This is a genomic window from Pseudomonas sp. Gutcm_11s (assembly GCF_028649395.1).
GTDB lineage: Bacteria > Pseudomonadota > Gammaproteobacteria > Pseudomonadales > Pseudomonadaceae > Aquipseudomonas.
In genome coordinates, this window is record NZ_JAQSUW010000016.1 from 282,881 (window position 1) to 300,713 (window position 17,833).

General features: G+C 67.4%; 13 protein-coding genes and 1 pseudogene. 6 read left to right on the forward strand and 8 right to left on the reverse strand.

The genetic code is table 11. The annotated features are described in order from the left end of the window. Window positions 1-25: 25 nt before the first annotated feature. The 4 genes from PTT45_RS17580 to PTT45_RS17595 form a co-directional block, all read right to left on the reverse strand. The gene (locus tag PTT45_RS17580) at window positions 26-877 is read right to left on the reverse strand and encodes an alpha/beta hydrolase (RefSeq protein WP_273815012.1); all 852 of its coding nucleotides are present in this window, start codon (window positions 875-877) and stop codon (window positions 26-28) included. Continuing rightward, complete coding sequence (locus PTT45_RS17585; protein WP_273815014.1) at window positions 874-3,243, reverse strand: TonB-dependent siderophore receptor; 2,370 nt, start codon at window positions 3,241-3,243, stop codon at window positions 874-876. Before PTT45_RS17585 ends, PTT45_RS17580 begins: the two co-directional genes overlap by 4 nt. Window positions 3,244-3,328: 85 nt before the next feature. Further along, window positions 3,329-4,258: a DUF4880 domain-containing protein gene (locus PTT45_RS17590; RefSeq protein WP_273815015.1), complete on the reverse strand. Its 930-nt coding sequence runs from the start codon at window positions 4,256-4,258 to the stop codon at window positions 3,329-3,331. Beyond that, complete coding sequence (locus PTT45_RS17595; protein ID WP_273815016.1) at window positions 4,255-4,770, reverse strand: sigma-70 family RNA polymerase sigma factor; 516 nt, start codon at window positions 4,768-4,770, stop codon at window positions 4,255-4,257. The genes PTT45_RS17590 and PTT45_RS17595 overlap by 4 nt, the downstream gene beginning before the upstream one ends. Before the next feature lie 283 nt (window positions 4,771-5,053). On the opposite strand from PTT45_RS17595, the gene PTT45_RS17600 reads away from it, so the two are divergent. After that, window positions 5,054-5,446 (forward strand): GFA family protein, encoded by a 393-nt coding sequence (locus PTT45_RS17600; protein WP_273815018.1) that lies wholly within the window; start codon window positions 5,054-5,056, stop codon window positions 5,444-5,446. A 6-nt stretch (window positions 5,447-5,452) separates the two neighbouring features. On the opposite strand, the gene PTT45_RS17605 is transcribed toward PTT45_RS17600, so the two are convergent. Beyond that, window positions 5,453-6,829, reverse strand: coding sequence for an L-serine ammonia-lyase (locus PTT45_RS17605; RefSeq protein ID WP_273815019.1), 1,377 nt, complete (start codon window positions 6,827-6,829; stop codon window positions 5,453-5,455). Window positions 6,830-7,011: 182 nt separating this feature from the next. Between PTT45_RS17605 and PTT45_RS17610 the strand changes: the two genes are divergently transcribed. Both PTT45_RS17610 and PTT45_RS17615 read left to right on the forward strand, forming a co-directional pair. Then, complete coding sequence (locus tag PTT45_RS17610; protein ID WP_273815021.1) at window positions 7,012-7,437, forward strand: group II truncated hemoglobin; 426 nt, start codon at window positions 7,012-7,014, stop codon at window positions 7,435-7,437. Window positions 7,438-7,544: 107 nt separating this feature from the next. Beyond that, window positions 7,545-7,727, forward strand: a complete 183-nt coding sequence (locus PTT45_RS17615; protein WP_273815022.1) for a hypothetical protein — start codon at window positions 7,545-7,547, stop codon at window positions 7,725-7,727. Between the two features lie 101 nt (window positions 7,728-7,828). Here PTT45_RS17615 and PTT45_RS17620 read toward each other — a convergent pair whose 3' ends face one another. The 3 genes and pseudogenes from PTT45_RS17620 to PTT45_RS22420 form a co-directional block, all read right to left on the reverse strand. After that, the gene (locus PTT45_RS17620) at window positions 7,829-9,580 is read right to left on the reverse strand and encodes a S8/S53 family peptidase (protein ID WP_443218206.1); all 1,752 of its coding nucleotides are present in this window, start codon (window positions 9,578-9,580) and stop codon (window positions 7,829-7,831) included. Window positions 9,581-9,649: 69 nt separating this feature from the next. Beyond that, the gene (locus tag PTT45_RS22415) at window positions 9,650-10,522 is read right to left on the reverse strand and encodes a methyl-accepting chemotaxis protein (protein WP_443218213.1); all 873 of its coding nucleotides are present in this window, start codon (window positions 10,520-10,522) and stop codon (window positions 9,650-9,652) included. Continuing rightward, window positions 10,505-11,575 (reverse strand): annotated as a pseudogene (locus tag PTT45_RS22420) (methyl-accepting chemotaxis protein); the annotation flags it as partial. The gene PTT45_RS22415 and the pseudogene PTT45_RS22420, both read right to left, overlap by 18 nt. A 173-nt stretch (window positions 11,576-11,748) precedes the next feature. On the opposite strand from PTT45_RS22420, the gene PTT45_RS17630 reads away from it, so the two are divergent. The 3 genes from PTT45_RS17630 to PTT45_RS17640 all read left to right on the forward strand — a co-directional run bounded on the left by PTT45_RS17630 (window position 11,749) and on the right by PTT45_RS17640 (window position 16,767). Then, window positions 11,749-12,276 (forward strand): methylated-DNA--[protein]-cysteine S-methyltransferase, encoded by a 528-nt coding sequence (locus PTT45_RS17630; RefSeq protein ID WP_273815024.1) that lies wholly within the window; start codon window positions 11,749-11,751, stop codon window positions 12,274-12,276. A gap of 168 nt (window positions 12,277-12,444) precedes the next feature. Further along, window positions 12,445-14,346 carry a potassium transporter Kup gene (locus PTT45_RS17635; protein ID WP_443218207.1) on the forward strand — a complete coding sequence of 634 codons (1,902 nt, stop codon included), beginning with the start codon at window positions 12,445-12,447 and terminating at the stop codon, window positions 14,344-14,346. A gap of 60 nt (window positions 14,347-14,406) precedes the next feature. Further along, entirely contained in the window at window positions 14,407-16,767 is a 2,361-nt protein-coding gene (locus PTT45_RS17640; protein WP_273815025.1) for a DNA polymerase II, read from the forward strand. Window positions 16,768-17,833: the final 1,066 nt, after the last annotated feature.

Here is a 17,833-nt window from a genome sequence, read left to right on the forward strand (position 1 = left end):
CCGGGTGGCAGCCGTGATAGGCAGATCAGAAGCGTCGGGTGCTGAGCAGTTCTTCCAGGACCCGGGTGATGACGCGGAAGGGGATCGACATGTGGTCCTCACCGCGCTCCAGTTGGAAGTCGCTGCGCAGCCCATACTGCGAGAGCTGTTCCAGGCGCAGCTGCAGCGAGCGCACGTCCTGGATCTCCTGCGGCATCTCGCGGTCGCCGACCCACATCGACAGGCTGCGATGGGTCAGATCCAGCTTGCCGGCGTGCGCCTGCTCGGTGAACGCCTTCTCATGCGCCAGCAGATAACGATCGCGCCACCACAGGCTCGGGCTAATCGCCACCACGTGCTGGAACAGTTGCGGGCGGGTGAACAGCGCATAGATGCCGAACATGCCGCCGAACGAGTGACCGACCAGGCTGACCTGGTCCTGGTCGACCTTGAAGCGCTCGTTCACTTTGGGCATCAGGCGCTGCTCGATGAAGTCGAGGAACAGGTCCTGGCCGCCCTGCGGCGGATTGTTGCGCGCAGGCTCTTGTGGCGGTGACAGGTCGAAGGCGCGGCGGTTGAAGTCCAGCGGCGTATCGCTCGGGTAGCCGATGGCGACCACGATGGAGGAACGCCAGCGGTCCTGCGCGCGCTTGGCGGCGTGGAAGGCCGGGAAGTAGGCGTTGCCGTCTAGCAGGTAGATCACCGGGTAGCCGCCGGTCCAGGGCACGTCGCCCTCCGGCAGGCTGACCATGATCCGGTAGTCGCGGCCCTCGGCGCTCTTCATCAGCCACTGCTCGCTGCCGTCCAGGTTGACCTGGTCGGCGTGGGCGGCGGCAAAGCCGCCCAGCAGCAGGCCCAGCGCCAGCGTTGCCTGGCGCAGCCAGCTCAGCGCATTCACCAGCTGTAGCTCAGGCTGGTGACCACGCTGCGCGCCTCGCCGCGGTAGCAGTAACCGTCCTGGCAGTTGATGTACTGCTTGTCGGTCAGGTTGCGTGCGTTGACGGCCAGGCGTACGCCGTCCAGGCCGCCGGCGAAGTCGTAGTGCACGCCGGCGTCGAACAGGGTGTAGTCCTCGTTCTTCATGCTGTTGGCGTCGTCGCCATACACGCTGCCGGTGTAGCGCGCGCCGGCGCCGAAGCCCAGGCCGAACGGCAGGTTGTAGTCCAGCCACAGCGAGGCCAGGTGGCGCGGCACGTCCTTCGGATCGTTGCCCTCGTCACCATCGTTGCTCTTGGTGATCTCCGGGTCGTTGTAGGTGTAGCTGGCGGTCAGGTGCATGCGTTCGCTGAGGTCGGCGACGGCCTCCAGCTCCAGGCCGCGGGAGACCTGCTCGCCGGTCTGCACGGTATTGAGCGGATCGTAGGGATCGCGGGTGGTCACGTTTTCCTGGGTCAGGTGGTAGAGCGAGGCGGTGAACAGCGCGCTGCTGCCCGGCGGCTGGTACTTGAGGCCGACCTCGTACTGCTTGCCCTCGGTCGGTTTCAGCGCGCCGCCGGCGTTGGTGCCGCTCTGCGGCAGGAACGACTCGGCGTAGCTGGCGTAGGGCGCCAGGCCGTTGTCGAACAGGTACAGCGCGCCGAGCTGGTAGGTGGTGGCGGAGTCGTTGGTCTTGCTGTTGATGCCGCTCAGGTTGTCATCGTTGCGCACGTGCACCCAGTCGCGGCGCAGGCCGGCGGAAAGGCGCCAGCGGTTGAGCTCGATCTGGTCCTGCAGGTAGGCGCCGGTGCGCTGGGTCAGGCCATCCTGGTCGGCCAGCGGGTCGGTCGGCTTGCTCACCGGCTGGTGGTAGTCCGGTGCGTTCATGTCGATCGATGGCGCCGGACCCATGGCGTACAGCACCGAGCTGTCGAACCAGGCGTAGTCCACGCCGCTGAGCAGGGTGTGCTGCAGCGCGCCGGTGGCGAAGCGGCTGACCAGGCGGGTGTCGGTGGTCACCGAGTCCATGTTCTCGTAGACGCCGACCGCGTAGCGATCCATCACGCCATTGCTGATGTTGCCGTCGGGCTGCAGGTACTGGTTGGTGGTGTCGATCTGTCCGTAGCGCAGGTTCTGCTGCAGGCTGAAGGTGTCGTTGAAGGCGTGCTCGAACTCGTAGCCGACGGTCCACTGGCGCTGCTCGAGCTTGTCGAAGTACTCGTCGCCCTGCCAGAAGTCGGTGAGGTGGTCACCGTCCTGATAGAGCATCGGCGAGGCGGCGGTCTCGCGCTCCTGGTACTGGGCGAGCAGGGTCAGGCTGGTGTCCGGGTCGATCTGCCAGCTCAGCGACGGCGCGATCAGGCGTACATCGTTGTTCAACTGCTCGATGTAGTTCTCCGCGTCGCGGTACACGCCCACGGTGCGGAACAGCACATTGCCGTCGTCATCCAGCTTGCCGCCGACGTCGAACTGGCCCTGCTGGTGGTCGTAGTTGCCGCCCTGGATCTCGACCTGATTCTTCGCCAGCAGGCTCGGGCGCTTGCTCACCCGGTTGACCATGCCGCCGGGGCTGATCTGCCCGTAGAGCACCGAGGACGGCCCCTTCAGCACTTCGATGCGCTCCAGGGTGTAGGCCTCGGTGCCGTAGATTGACAGCCAGCCGTTGTAGGGCTGGCGCAGGCCGTCGAGGAAGTCGGCGGACATGGTGGTGTCGAAGCCGCGCACGCTGATGGTGTCGAAGCGCGGGTCGAGGCCCGAGCTGCCGACGCGTACGCCGGCGCTGTAGGCGACGGCATCCTGCACGCGGTCGACGTTGCGGTCGGCGATCTGCTCGGCGGTGACCACGCTGATGCTCTGTGCGGTTTCCAGGATCGGCCGGTCGGTCTTGGTCGCGCTGCTGGCGTTGCTGGCGAAGTAGCCGTTGGCCGGCTCGAAGGCGCTCTGCGTGGCGCTGGCCTCGATGTCGGTGTCGTCGAGCTGCAGGCTCGAGCCGCTCTTGCTCGGCAGCACCACGTAGCCGGTCGGCGTCTTGTGCGCGACCAGGCCGCTGCCGGCCAGCAGTGCCGCCAGGCCGTCTTCCACCGAGCCGCCGCCGGCCAGGCCAGGGCTGCTGAGGTCACGCACCTGGTCCGGCGAATAAGACAGGGTGATGCCGGCGCGCTCGGCGAAGGTGCTCAGCGCCTGGCCCAGCGGCCCGGCCGCGATGCTCGGGGCGACTGCCGCCTGCGCCGGCGTGGCGGCCTGTGCCGGCAAAGCCGCCAGGCCGGCGTTCAGCGTCAGCGCCAGGCAGATGGCGACGGGCAGGGAGCGGGGACGGAACTGGAATGACGCGGAGCTGGCAGAGCGCATGACGATGTCCAATGAGGGAGTGATCCCCTCAAACCGGATGAGACGCAAAAGTCCGACAGAAAATTTTCGTGCGCTGGAATTCGACCTAGGCCGCCACCACGCGTACCCACCAGCGGGTGCGCTCGACCACCCGGACCGGCAGCAGGTAGCTGATGTTGTTCAGCATCGCCGTGGGTTCGTCGAGGTGGAACACGCCGGACAGGCGCAGGTCGGCCACCGTCTGCTCGCAACCCAGCCAGCCATGGCGATAGCGCCCGGCCTCGGCGAGGAAGTCGGCCAGGCGGATGTCGTTGACCACCAGCAGGCCGCGGGTCCAGCCGAACGGGTCGAGCGGGCCCTGGCCCAGCACGCGTGTGCCGGCGGCCGAGATGGCCAGGCCTTCGCCCGCTTGCAGGCGCTGTTGCTGCTTGCCGATGGCAACCAGCGCCGCGCCGCGCTGCACGCGGATCTCGCTGTAGCCGTCGTGCTCGCGCAGCAGCACGCTGGCATCGCGCCCGGCGCAGCTGGCGAAGCGGCAACGCACGCGCCAGTCGCTGCCCTGGACCAGGACTTCGCCGGCGCGCAGGCGCAACTCGCCGTCCACCACATCCAGCGCGCTGCCGGTGTTGAGCAGGGCTTCGGCATCACCGGCGAGTGCTACCTGGCGGCGCTCGCCGGTGCGGGTGGTGAAGTCGGCGTGCCAGGTGCGTGGCACCTGGGTGGCCAGCAGGCCGCTGCCACCGACGGCCAGGCCGAGGCCGAGCAGCTTGAGGCTGCGCCGGCGGCCGAGGTCGGTTTCCGCCCGGTGCAGCAGGGGAATGGCCTGCGCGGCAGGCAGCTGGCCGGACTGGAACAGCCCGCCCATCTGCTGCAGGCGTTGCCACGCCAGCTGGTGGCGGGCGTCGTGGTGCAGCCATTCCTGCCACTGCCGTTGCAGCTCGGCATTGCCGGCGCCCGCGCGCAGGCGCATCTGCCAGTCGATGGCGGTGCGCACGATGGAATCCGGCAGGGTTGGCAGGCGTTCCTGGCGGCTCATGACGTCGCCTCGAAGCAGGCGCGATAGCAGTGCAGCAGGGCGCTGGCCACATGCCGCTCGGCGGTGCGGCTGGAGACGCCCAGTTGAGCCGCCACCTGGGCGTGGTTCAGGCCGCCCAGCTGATACAGCAGGAAGGCCTCGCGCACCTGGGGCTTGAGGCCGTCGAGCAACTGGGCGATACGCTCCAGGCACTGCAATGCCTCGTGGCGTACCTCCGGCGAGGGATGGCTGGCCTCGGGCAGCTGCGCCAGCGCCTCGAGGTAGGCGCGCTCCAGGGCATCGCGGCGCCAGTGGTCGATCACCAGACCACGGGCGATGCGCGCCAGCAGCGCGCGCGGCGCCTGGTTGCTGACGGGGCGGCCGCGCACCAGCAGGCGCACGAAGGTGTCTTGCGCCAGGTCCGCCGCCTGATGCGAGCAGCCGACCGAGCGCCGCAGCCAGCCTTGCAGCCAGCCGTGATGCGCCCCGTACAGCAGGTCGAGAGAGACGAACGAATCTTCATGTGGCGGCATGGCGCGCTCCGCAGCGAGAGGCCTGAACGCCATGCGCGGACACGGCGAGAGCGCGCACATTATTCGCGAATCATTCGCATTTCAACTCTTTGCGTCATTCTGCCGCCGGCCGGGTGCTGATATTTCGTCTTCAGACTTCGCCGCTAAAGGTGGCGAGGGCATTGCCGCGGCCCTCCACGCTCCTCGCTGCACCCTATGCTTCATCCTGCTGCCGGCGCCGATCTGAATGCTCGCCGCCGGGCATGGTCAGCATGGGTAAGAGTGGGCTGCGGAGGAGGTGGGTATGGACAGGTTCACGGGTGGTTGCCTGTGCGGCGACGTGCGGCTGGTGGCGCTGGGGCAGCCCTATCGCACCGGCATCTGTCATTGCCTGGACTGCCGCAAGCAGCACGGCGCGCTGTTCCATGCCACGGCGATATTCGCCGAAGAGGCGGTTAGTATCGAGGGCGAGACCCGTGTCTACGCAGGCCGGCACTTCTGCCCGCGCTGCGGCTCGCCGGTGTTCGCGCGCACGGGGGATGAGGTGGAGGTGAGCCTGGGTTCGCTGGATGCGCCGGACCAGCTGCAGCCGACCTACGAGCTGTGGACCTGCCGGCGCGAGGGCTGGCTGCCGGTGTTTCCGCTCAGCCGCCGCTACGCGCGCGACCGTCAGTCGTCAGGGCGCAGCGAGGGCTAGCGGCCGTCAGCACTCGATGATGTTCACCGCCAGGCCGCCACGGGCGGTTTCCTTGTACTTGCTCTTCATGTCCGCGCCGGTCTCGCGCATGGTGCGGATCACCCGGTCCAGCGAGATGAAGTGCTGGCCGTCGCCGCGCAGGGCCATGCGCGCGGCGTTGATCGCCTTCACCGAGCCCATGGCATTGCGTTCGATGCACGGTACCTGGACCAGGCCGCCGACCGGGTCGCAGGTCAGGCCGAGGTTGTGCTCCATGCCTATCTCGGCGGCGTTCTCCACCTGCTGAATGCTGCCGCCGAGCACCTCGCACAGGGCGCCGGCAGCCATCGAACAGGCCACGCCGACCTCGCCCTGACAGCCGACCTCGGCACCGGAGATCGAGGCGTTCTCCTTGTACAGGATGCCGATGGCCGCGGCGGTGAGCAGGAACCGCACCACACCGTCGTCCGAGGCGCCGGGCACGAAGCGCCGGTAGTAATGCAGCACCGCCGGCACGATGCCGGCCGCGCCGTTGGTGGGGGCGGTGACCACGCGGCCGCCGCTGGCGTTTTCCTCGTTCACTGCCAGGGCGTAGAGGTTGACCCAGTCCATCACCGTCAGCGGGTCGCGCAGGCTTGCCTCGGGGTTCTGGCTGAGCTGGCGGTGCAGGGCGGCGGCGCGCCGGCGCACCTTGAGGCCGCCAGGCATGATGCCCTCGTTGCGGCAGCCGGCAGTGACGCAGTCCTGCATTACCTGCCAGATGGCGAGCAGGCCGGTGCGTGTCTCGGCTTCCGGGCGCCAGGCAGCTTCGTTGGCCAGCATCAGCTGGCTGATCGACAGGCCGTGCTCGGCGCACTGGGCGAGCAGCTCCTTGGCGGTCTTGAACGGGTAGGCGAGGGCGGTCTTGTCCTCGACGATGCGGTCGGCGCCGGCGGCTTCTTCATCGACCACGAAGCCGCCGCCTACCGAGTAGTACTCGCGCGAGCGGATCTGCAGGCCGGCGGCGTCGAAGGCGCGGAAGATCATGCCGTTGGGGTGATAGTCGAGCGGCTTCCTGATCATCGCCAGGTGTTCCTTCTCGACGAAGCGGATCGGCTTGTCGCCACCCAGTTGCAGCTCGCCGCTGGCGCGCATGGCGGCCAGGCGGCCGTCGATGGTGGCGGTGTCGACGCTGTCCGGCTGCTCGCCCTCCAGCCCCAGTAGCACTGCCTTGTCGCTGCCGTGACCCTTGCCGGTGGCGCCGAGCGAGCCATACAGCTCGACCTTGAGGCTGGCGGTGGCGTCGAACAGGTCCTCGCGGCGCAGGCCCTCGACGAAGCGCGCGGCGGCGCGCATCGGCCCGACCGTGTGCGAGCTGGACGGGCCGATGCCGATCTTGAACAGGTCGAAGGTGCTGAGGGCCATAGGTGAGTCCCGTGACTTGATAGTCACAGAGTACACCGGATGCCGCAGCCGATAAGGTCATGGAAGCGACCCGCAATTGCCATGATTCGTCTGCGAGACGGCGCATCGCCGTACTGACGAGCAGCAATGTTGGCTGGCCGGCGCGGCGCTAGAATGCCGGCCTTTTCCGCGAGGGCAGATGCATGGGCGAGCGTTTTGGTGAGGGCGATGCTTCCTATCGGGCTGCCGGCGGCCTGGACGGGCTGCGCCGCCTGGTCGACGACTTCTATCGCTACATGGACGAGCTGCCCGAGGCCGCCGAGGTGCGCGCCATGCACGCCGAGAACCTGGAGCTGGCGCGCGACAAGCTGACCTGCTTCCTCAGCGGCTGGCTCGGCGGCCCGCGCCTGTTCGCCGAGAAGTACGGCTCCATCGGCATCCCCAGCTTCCACGCGCAGTGGCCGATCGGCAATGCCCAGGCCGAGGCCTGGCTGACCTGCATGGCTCATGCGGTGGCCGGCCAGGGCTACACGCCGGAGTTCGCCGAATACCTGCTCGCCCAGCTGCGCGTGCCGGCGCAGCGCATCGTGCAGGCCAGCGGCGCGCGCCACGGCGCCCCGTCCGCGTGAGCCTGGCGGCCGTTATCGGTCGCGCACATGGCCACTATCGAGACTAGCGATTTCCGCCTGAACCCCCGGCTCACTAGAGTGGTCACACGTTCAGAGGAGATCACGCGATGCCCCGTATCGACATCATGTCCATGGTCGGCAGTGCCGTACCGCAACCCTTGCGTGCCGAAGGCCACATGGCCTGCTGGTATGTGGTGGTGGATGGTGTACCGCAGCAGGGCCCCTTCGTCTCGCGTGACCTGGCGAGTGCCGCCAGCCAGCGTTGCCAGCGCGATATTCGCCTGCACTGATCCTCTACCCGAATTGCTCCGCGCCTGAGATGGCGCTTTGGACGGCCTCCTCATCCCGTCCACCCATGCCCGCCCCTCCCCCGGCGGGCTTTTTTTTGCCCTCAGCGCACCCGCTCGCGACTCTGCACGGCCAGGTCCAGGGCCTTCTGCATGTCCAGGCGCGCGGAACGGCCCACGTCTTCATCGTCCAGCTGGTACTTGCGCTCGGACGGCAGGATCGGCGCGGTCAGGTCCTCGGCATCCATGGGTTCGAAGTCGTAGTCGCCGCCGATGGTCATGGCGCTGCGCCGTAGCAGCATGCGCAGCTGGTCCGGCTGCAGCTCGGGGTTGATCGACAGCATGGCTGCCACCACGCCGGCCACCATCGGCGTGGCATAGGAGGTGCCGCAGTGCACCTCGCCGCGCTCGCCGGCGCGCAGGGTGGAGGCGCGGGTGCAGGCCGAGGCGGTGATGTCCACGCGCATGTCGATGTTCGACGAGCTGCGCTTGATCACGTATTCGGGGTCGTCCACCGCCACGTCCTTCTTCTGGCTGCGCTGGTGGCCGCCGACCACCAGCAGCTGGTCGGTGATGAAGGAGGAGGGCAGGCGGTATTCGTCGGTGCCGGAGAAAGCCGCGCCGTTGCCGGCCGAGTTGATCACCACCACGTCCGGGTGCTCGCGGCGCAGCCACAGGAAGAATTCCTCCAGCAGCTCCTCGTAGCCGCTCATGGCCAGGCCCGAGCGGATCAGCGAATCGACCTCGTCGCCCTCGACGTTCTTCGCCCCGACCCGGTGGATGCCCCAGCTCCAGTTGAGCACCCGCACGCCGTCCTCGACCAAGTTGACCGAGGCGGCCACGTTGGCGGTGATGCCGGCGTCGGAGTTGCGCTCGACGATGACCTCGAAGCCCGGCCCGGCGCCATCCAATGCCTGCAGGAAGCCGCTGTTGCCACCGCGTTGCGGATGGGCGGCGAGGATGCCGGCCACGCTGCTGCCGTGGTTGTCGGGCTTGTCCGAGTCGCGGGCGTAGAGGCAGGTGCGCTGGTCCGGTGTGCAGCCGCCGAGGTGGTCGGTGAAGTCCGCGGCGTCGAAGTCGACGTTGCGCTCGATCACGCCGATGCGCACCGGCTTGGTGTCGATCGGCGCCTGTTTGGCGGGGATGCGTCGCCGGTAGTAGTTCACTGCGTCGGCGAAGCGATTGGCTGCCCACTCGTCGTCGCTCGGCTGCTGCGGCACGTCGGTGCGTTCGCCTTCTTCGCCCTTCTCCGGGGCGGATTCCTCGACGATCACCGCGTCCACGCTGGCCTCGCTGCCCAGGCGCAGGATCAGCGCATCGCGCTGCACCAGGTCCTTGGCCGGCAGGCGCAGCTGGTAGATGTTCAGCGGCGGTATGGCGCCGACCACCTTGGCACCGTAGCTCTCGGCCAGGCGCTCGGCCTCCTTGCGCCCGTCGTGCTTCTCCTCGATCAGCAGGCTGACCAGGTCCAGGTAGGTGGTCAGGCCGTCCATGTTCTTCGCCACCTCGTCCGGGCCGGCGGCCAGCACCTGGCTGCTGCCGCGCGACAGCCACACCGGGTTGCTGCGTCGTTCGCCCTGCTGCAGCCACAGCGCGGCGCTGGGCCCATCCGGCGGATTCAGGCGCAGGGTCTGGCCGTCGCGTTGGATGGCGGAGGGTTCGAGTTTGGCCTGGCCCAGGTGCACGCGCAGCTCGCCTTGCTCCAGGCCAGTGGCGCGCAGGCAGTACTGCGCGGAAGCGTCGAAGAGCGCGCCGCAGCGCTGCAGCTGCACGATGCGCAACGGCTCCCCGGCCTGGGCCGGGAGAGCGGTGACGAGCAGGGCGAACAGGGCGAACAGGCCGGCACGGGCTAGCACGGCAACCTCCGAAGCGGGACGTTTCGGATTGGGACCGACCGGCCCCGCGTTGCGTTCAGCCCGCGTGCGTCAGGTACGGAAGCGGCTGACCAGGATCTGCAGGTCGTTGCCCAGGCGCGCCAGCTCGGTGCTGGAGGCGGCGGTTTCCTCGCTGGCGGCGGCGGTCTGCTCGGAGATATCGCGCACGTTGATCACGCTACGGTTGATCTCCTCGGCCACGGCGGTCTGTTCCTCGGCGGCCGCGGCGATTTGCTGGTTCATCGCCTGGATGGCGGAGACCGCGTCGGCGATCTCACCCAGGCGGCTGCCGGCGCGGCGGGTCAGGTCGACGGTGGCCTCGGTCAGGGTGCGGCTGCTGTCCATCAGGCCGGCGGCCTGCTGGCTGCCTTGCTGCAGGCTGCCGATCAGCGCCTCGATCTCTTCGGTGGATTTCTGCGTGCGCTGGGCCAGGCCGCGTACCTCGTCGGCGACCACCGCGAAGCCGCGCCCGGCCTCGCCGGCACGGGCTGCCTCGATGGCTGCGTTGAGCGCCAGCAGGTTGGTCTGTTCGGCCACCGCCTTGATCACGTCGAGCACGCTGCCGATCTTGTCGCTCTCGTTGCGCAGGTGGTTGACCGCCTCGCTGGAGCGCTGCACTTCGCCGGCCAGGCGGTCCATCTGCTGCACCGCGTCATTGACCGCGGTCTCGCCTTCCTTGGCCTGGCGGTCGGCGTCGTTGGCCGCGTGCGAGGCCTGTTCGGCATTGCGCGCCACTTCCTGCACGGTGGCCGTCATCTCGTTCATCGCGGTGGCGACCTGGTCGGTCTCGTCCTTCTGGCTGGTGACGCCGGCGCTGGTCTGCTCGGTGACCGCGGACAGCTCCTCGGCGGCGCTGGCGATCTGCGTGACGCTGTCGCGGATATGGCCTATCAGCTCGCGCAGGCTCAGGGTCATGTCCTGCATGCTGCGCTGCAGCTGGCCGAGCTCGTCCACGCGGTTGACGCGCAGGTCCTGGCTGAGGTCGCCGGCGGCGATGCGTTCGGCGGCGCGCAGGGTGTCGCGCAGCGGCTGCACGATCAGGCGGGTGATGGCGACGGCAGCGGCGCTGCCCAGCAGCAGGGCGAACACGGCGGCACCAATCATCAGGGTGCGGCTGCTGGCGGTTTCCTTGCTGCGCTTGTCCATCTGGCTGGTGCTCAGCTGGCCGCTGAGCGATTCCAGCTGGTTGCCGATCTCGACCATCTGCTTGCGCAGGTCGAGGCTGGTGTTCAGCTCGCGGGTGAACTGCTGCAGGCTGGCCGAGTAGTTCTTGATCTCCTCGGTAGACATGCTCAGCTCGTCCTGGAAGCTGGCCGGCATGTTCTGGCTGTGGCCGTTGAGCAGTGTCGCGACGTCGGCCACCGCCTTGCTGGCGGCGGCTTCGGCCTGGCTGTCCTCGCGGCCGATGTAGCTCAGCACCAGACGGCGGGCGGCCTGCACCTGCAGGGAGGCAGCGCTGATCTCGCGTAGCAGCGGCAGGCGCTGTTCCTCGAGCACCTCACCGCCGCCCTGGGTCAGCTGGTCCATCAACTGGTCGAGGCCCTGGCCGATGCGTTCGGCGCGGGCGGTCAGGTCGCGATGGGCAGCGGCGCGGTTGTCCACCGTGCCCACCAGCTGTTCGAACAGGCGCTGGTAGCGGGTGGCGTGCTCGCTCTGCTGGCGCAGCAGGTCGAGGTCGTACGGGTCGCTCAGCTGATGGGACAGCTCCTGTTGCTGTTCCTGCAGCGTGCGCAGCGCGGCCAGTGCCTCGTCGCGGCTCTCCTGATCGCGGTCGGCCTGGTAGCTCAGGCGGGCGATGCGCAGCTCCTTGGTCAGCAGATTGAGCTCGGCGATCTCGCTGAGCTTGGTGCTGCGCGCGATGATCTTGTCGGCGCTGATCCAGCTGATGAGGGTGATCAGGGTGGTCAGCAGCAGGACCAGGGCGAAGCCCAGGGTGAGCTTGCGACTGACGTTGAGGTTGGCGAGCCAGCGGGTCATGGAGGACTTCCTGAAACGACGGGTATGCAGCTAGAAGTCGACCCGGCAAGCGAAACGGTTAAGACCGTATGTCGGATATGTGACCGAAGTCCGTTTAGCCGTTCTCGGACAGCGCTGCCTTGATCGAGCGGGCCGCTGGCGCGATAGTCGGCAGCGCACTCGAGGAGAGCTCCATGACAGCACCGACGCCGGTTCGCGGCGACCTGATCGATACCCCGCTCGGCGTGATGATCGCCCTGGTGGACGCCCAGGGTGCCTTGCAGCGCCTGGAATTCCTCGACGACGAGGTGCACGAGCCGCTGATCTGGCGCGGCTACCAGTTGCAGCGCGAGGCCGCGCTGGTGGCACCGGTGGCACGGCAGCTGGAGGAATACTTCGCCGGCCAGCGCTGCGAATTCGAGCTGGCCCTGGCGCCGCTGGGCAATGCCTTCCTGCACGAGGCCTGGAAGCACCTGCGGCAGGTCCCCTACGGCACCACCATGACCTACGGCGCCTTGGCCCTGAAGCTGGACCGCAACACCTCGGCACGCGCCGTGGGCCGCGCCAATGCGGTCAACCCCATCGCCATCATAGTGCCCTGCCACCGCATCATCGGCGCCAACGGCAGCCTCACCGGCTATGCCGGCGGCCTGCACCGCAAGCAGGCGCTGCTGGAGCTGGAAGGCGTAATCACCCCGGCGCGCCAGCAGTCGCTGCTGTAGCCGTTTCCGGTCGGCGCCGGCGGGCATTCTTTACGCATTCTTAACGGCCAGGCCCTGGCCGCCAGGCGAGAATTGACGCCCTGAAGTGGTTCGCTGGAGGGTCTGCCCGTCCGCACCATTCGCCTTTCATCGTGGCGCCCGGCGCCGCTGCTCTCCTGAGGTGCGTCGTTGAGTTCCAACATCGCGGAGTTGGACGGGGTTTCCCGTAGCCATGCGTCATCCTTCGGCCTGCTGGTGGCCGCCATCGGTGTGGTCTACGGCGATATCGGCACCAGCCCGCTGTACACCCTCAAGGAAGTCTTCGCCGGCCACTACGGCGTGCGCGTCGACCAGGCCGGCGTGCTCGGCATCCTCTCGCTGATCCTCTGGTCGCTGCTCTGGGTGGTCTCGCTCAAGTACGTGCTGTGCATCCTGCGCGCCGACAACGGCGGCGAGGGCGGGGTGATGGCGCTCACCGCCCTGGCCCGTCGCGCCACCGCCGGATACCCGCGGCTGAGTTCAGTACTGGTGCTGCTCGGCCTGTTCGGCACCGCGCTGTTCTACGGCGACAGCATGATCACCCCAGCCATCTCGGTGCTCTCCGCAGTCGAGGGCCTGGAGGTGGCGCTGCCGGGCCTCAGCCACTGGGTGGTGCCGGTCACCGTGGTGCTGCTGATCGGCCTGTTCCTGATCCAGAAGCACGGCACCGCGCGCATCGGCATCCTGTTCGGCCCGGTGATGGTGCTGTGGTTCGTGGTGCTGGGCGTGCTCGGCATACACGGCATCGTCCAGCGCCCGGAGGTGCTGCAGGCGCTCAACCCCTGGTGGGCGGTGAACTTCTTCATCAGCCACCCGGGCATCGGCGTGACCATCCTCGGCGCCGTGGTGCTGGCGCTGACCGGTGCCGAGGCGCTGTACGCCGACATGGGCCACTTCGGCCGCAAGCCGATCACCCGCGCCTGGTTCGCTCTGGTGCTGCCCGGCCTGGTGCTCAACTACTTCGGCCAGGGCGCGCTGTTGCTGGAGAACCCCGCGGCCGCGCGCAATCCGTTCTACCTGCTGGCGCCGTCCTGGGCGCTGCTGCCGATGATCGGCCTGGCCACGCTGGCCACCATCATCGCCTCCCAGGCGGTGATCTCCGGCGCCTTCTCGCTCAGCCACCAGGCCATCCAGCTCGGCTACATCCCGCGCATGCAGGTGCAGCACACCTCCAGCGCGGCCCAGGGGCAGATCTACATCGGCGTGGTCAACTGGGCGCTAATGGTGGCCGTAGTGCTGCTGGTGATCGGCTTCGGCTCCTCCGGCGCGCTGGCCGCCGCCTACGGCGTGGCGGTGACCACCACCATGCTGATCGACACCCTGCTGGTGGCCGCGGTGATGCTCCTGCTGTGGCGCATGCCGCGCTGGCTGGTGCTGCCGGTGCTGCTCGGCCTGCTGCTGGTGGACGTGCTGTTCTTCAGCGCCAACGTGCCCAAGGTGTTCCAGGGCGGCGCCTTCCCGGTGGTGGCGGGGATCGCCCTGTTCGTGCTGATGACCACCTGGAAGCGCGGCAAGCAGATGCTGTTCGAGCGCCTGGACGAGACCTCGCTGCCGCTGCAGGGCTTCCTCGACAGCATCCGCCTGCAGCCGCCGCACCGGGTCGAGGGCACCGCCATCTTCCTCAGCGCGCGGCCGGACGCCGTGCCCCACGCGCTGCTGCACAACCTGCTGCACAACAAGGTGCTGCACGAGCAGGTGGTGCTGCTCACCGTGCTCAGCGAGGACACGCCGCGGGTGGCGGAGGGACAGCGATTCGAGGTCGCCTGTTACGGCGACGGTTTCTACCGCGTGCTGCTGCACTTCGGCTTCATGGAGGAGCCCAACGTGCCGCAGGCGCTGCGCCTGTGCAGCGTCGAGGGCCTGGATTTCGCGCCGATGCGCACCACCTACTTCCTCAGCCGCGAGACGGTGATCCCGACCAAGCGCTTCGGCATGATGCCCTGGCGCGAGCGCCTGTTCGCCTTCCTGCAGAAGAACGCCAACAGCAGCATGAGTTACTTCCAGCTGCCGGTGAACCGGGTGATCGAGCTGGGTACCCAAGTCGAGATCTGAGCCCGGAGCGGCGCCGTGCCCGGTAGAATCACGCCGAGTACAGTTTTCCGGGACAACTGCGTGGATCTGCAACAGGGCTTCGTCCTGACCCGTCACTGGCGCGACACGCCGGCCGGCACCGAGGTCGAATTCTGGCTGGCCAGCGACGCCGGCCCGCGCCTGCTGCGCCTGGCGCACCAGCCCTCGGTGGCCTTCGTTCCCGCCGTGCAGCGCGAGCGTGCCGAGGCGCAGCTGCGTGGCGAACGCGGCGTGGAGCTGCGTCCGCTGGGCCTGCGCGACTTCCGCCAGCGACCGGTGCTCGGCCTGTACTGCAACTCCCATCGCCAGCTGATCAAGCTCGACAAGCAGCTGCGCAAGGCCGGAGTAGACGTCTACGAGGCCGATATCCGCCCGCCGGAGCGCTTCCTCATGGAACGCTTCATCACCGCGCCGGTGTGGTTCGCCGGCACGCCGGGTGAGGGCGGCGTACTGCTCGACGGCCGCCTCAAGCCGGCCGAGGACTACCGGCCCAAGCTGCGCCTGGTATCGCTGGACATCGAGACCAGCGAGCGCGGCGAGCTGTACTCCATCGCCCTGGAGGGCTGCGGCCAGCGTCAGGTGTATATGCTCGGCGAGCGGCCGGAAGTCGCCCCCGAGGTGGACTTCGACCTGGCCTACTGCAGCAGCCGCGCCGAGCTGCTGCAGCGTCTCAACGCCTGGCTGGCCGAGCATGACCCGGACGCCATCATCGGCTGGAACCTGGTGCAGTTCGACCTGCGCGTGCTGCAGCGCCATTCCGTCGACCTCAAGGTTCCGCTGCTGTTCGGTCGCGGCGGCGAGGTGATGGAGTGGCGCGAACACGCCAGCCACAACCACTACTTCGCCGCAGCCGCCGGCCGCCTGATCATCGACGGCATCGAGGCGCTGCGTTCGGCCACCTGGAACTTCACCCCGTTCAGCCTGGAGAGCGTGTCGCAGACCCTGCTCGGCGAGGGCAAGGCGATCGACACGCCCTATGAGCGGATGGACGAGATCAACCGCATGTTCGCCGAGGACAAGCCGGCCCTGGCCCGCTACAACCTCAAGGACTGCGAGCTGGTCACGCGCATCTTCGCCCACACCCGGCTGATCGACTTCCTGCTGGAGCGCGCCGCCACCACCGGCCTGCCGGCGGACCGCAGTGGCGGCTCGGTGGCGGCCTTCACCCACCTGTATCTGCCGCCTATGCACCGCATGGGCTTCGTCGCGCCAAACCTCGGCGAGAAGATGCCCCAGGCCAGCCCTGGCGGCTTCGTCATGGATTCTCGCCCGGGGCTCTACGAGTCGGTGCTGGTGCTCGACTACAAGAGCCTGTACCCCTCGATCATCCGCACCTTCCTGATCGACCCGGTGGGCCTGATCGAGGGGCTGCGCGAGCCGGACGACGAGCATTCGGTGGCGGGCTTTCGTGAGGCGCGCTTCTCGCGTACCCGGCATTGCCTGCCGGACATCGTCGAGCGCGTCTGGCAGGGCCGCGAGGCGGCCAAGCGCGAGGGCAATGCACCGCTGTCGCAGGCGCTGAAGATCATCATGAACGCCTTCTACGGCGTGCTCGGCTCCAGTGGCTGCCGCTTCTTCGACACCCGCCTGGCCTCGTCCATCACCCTGCGCGGCCACGCCATCATGAAGCGTACCCGCGAGCTGATCGAGGCCGAGGGCTACAAGGTGATCTACGGCGACACCGACTCCACTTTCGTCTGGCTCGGCCACGAGCACGACGAGGAGGCTGCCGCGCGCATCGGCCGCGCGCTGGTGGCGAAGGTCAACCAGTGGTGGCGCGAGCACCTGCGCGACGAGATGGGCCTGGAGAGCGCGCTGGAACTGCAGTACGAGAGCCACTACCGGCGCTTCCTGATGCCCACCGTGCGCGGCGCGGAAGAGGGCAGCAAGAAGCGCTACGCCGGCCTGGTGCAGCGCGCCGATGGTCACGAGGAGATGGTGTTCAAGGGACTGGAAACGGTGCGCACCGACTGGTCGCCGCTGGCCCAGCGCTTCCAGCAGGAGCTGTACCGCCTGATCTTCGAACGCAAGCCGCACCAGGAATACATCCGCGACTACGTGCGGCGTACCCTGGCTGGCGAGCTGGACGAGCTGCTGATCTACCGCAAACGCCTGCGCCGCAAACTCAGCGACTACGAACGCAACGTCCCACCCCACGTACGCGCCGCGCGCCTGGCCGACGACCACAACGATCGCCTCGGTCGCCCACGCCAGTACCAGCGCGGCGGCTGGATCAGCTACCTGATCACCACCGCCGGCCCCGAACCTCTGGAAACCCGCAGCTCGGCCATCGACTACGAACACTACCTGACGCGTCAGCTACAGCCGGTGGCGGATGCGATCCTGCCGTTTGTGGGGGATGACTTCGCAGCGATGATTGATCGGCAAATGGGCTTGTTCTGAGGGCGAGACACGCCGCCAAACTGGCCGGAATGCCGAGACAACAGGCTGAGTGTGCCTTTCGGCAGACGCTTCATTCAGCGCGTTGGAACCAGCCCATAATCTTGGGCTACTCCGCTTTGGCCAGATAAAAGTCAGCGCGATGCAGTGAGGTTCGCTCTGTTGGTGTTAGTGATCTGGCGTGGAATCTCTAAGGCTCTTGCCTGAGTCATTACTTCACCGAGGCTTTGTTCATCTGCCTAGCCAGTCCCTAACGCCGGGAAGAGGGATTCCAACAGAGCCGGAGCTTTCGCCATCCTCTCGCATATCCCCTGGTGCAATGAGTTGATAGCGCGGGGGCATTTAATGGGCGACTGGTCTGTTTGCCGAGGATTTGAGCTGTACATCAGCTCCAAGTGGGCGGCAACGGAAGCAGGCGCATTGGCTGACGGGTTGCCGATAGGTGCGGCAGATAATAGGTGTGTTCATAAGAATTACTCGTGTCGGGCGCGCCGGCGTTTTGCTTGAGCGCGCGTGTTTTATGACCGGAAATCCAGGCATGCGTTCGCAGACCGATGTTCCGGCAGGTTGTTGTCTCGACAGGAGGTGACGCCAGTAGGGACGATTGAGATCGAGCAGAACAGCTGCATGAACCTTGGAGAACAAGGAACTGCAGGAGGGAGAGTCGGCTTGTATCAGTGCTGCGCAGCGAATCTGCTTCTGATCTCAAGAAAGCAGAGCGTGCGCTCAAGTGGAACGGTGTTCCGGATACCTGCCATGTCCTGGTAGGACTGCATACCGCATAGATCAGGATGGCGGCTGCCATCTGCGCTTATCACCTTGCGGGGCCGGGAGTCTACCACGGTTAGATTGTTTTTTGACCAGCAAAGAAAAAGCCCCTGAAAACCTGTCGATTTCCAAGGGCCTGTTTGGTGGAGCCGGGGGGATTTGAACCCGGTTTTTTGCGTTCCATTGCGGCGTAAACCTCCGCAATCTGTGGTTTAGGTGCTCCCCGTCCTCTCACTATGTAGCTATCCGGCCCAGTGAATTCGACACCTTTTCGACACATGCAGAACTGATCAGGCCGCCC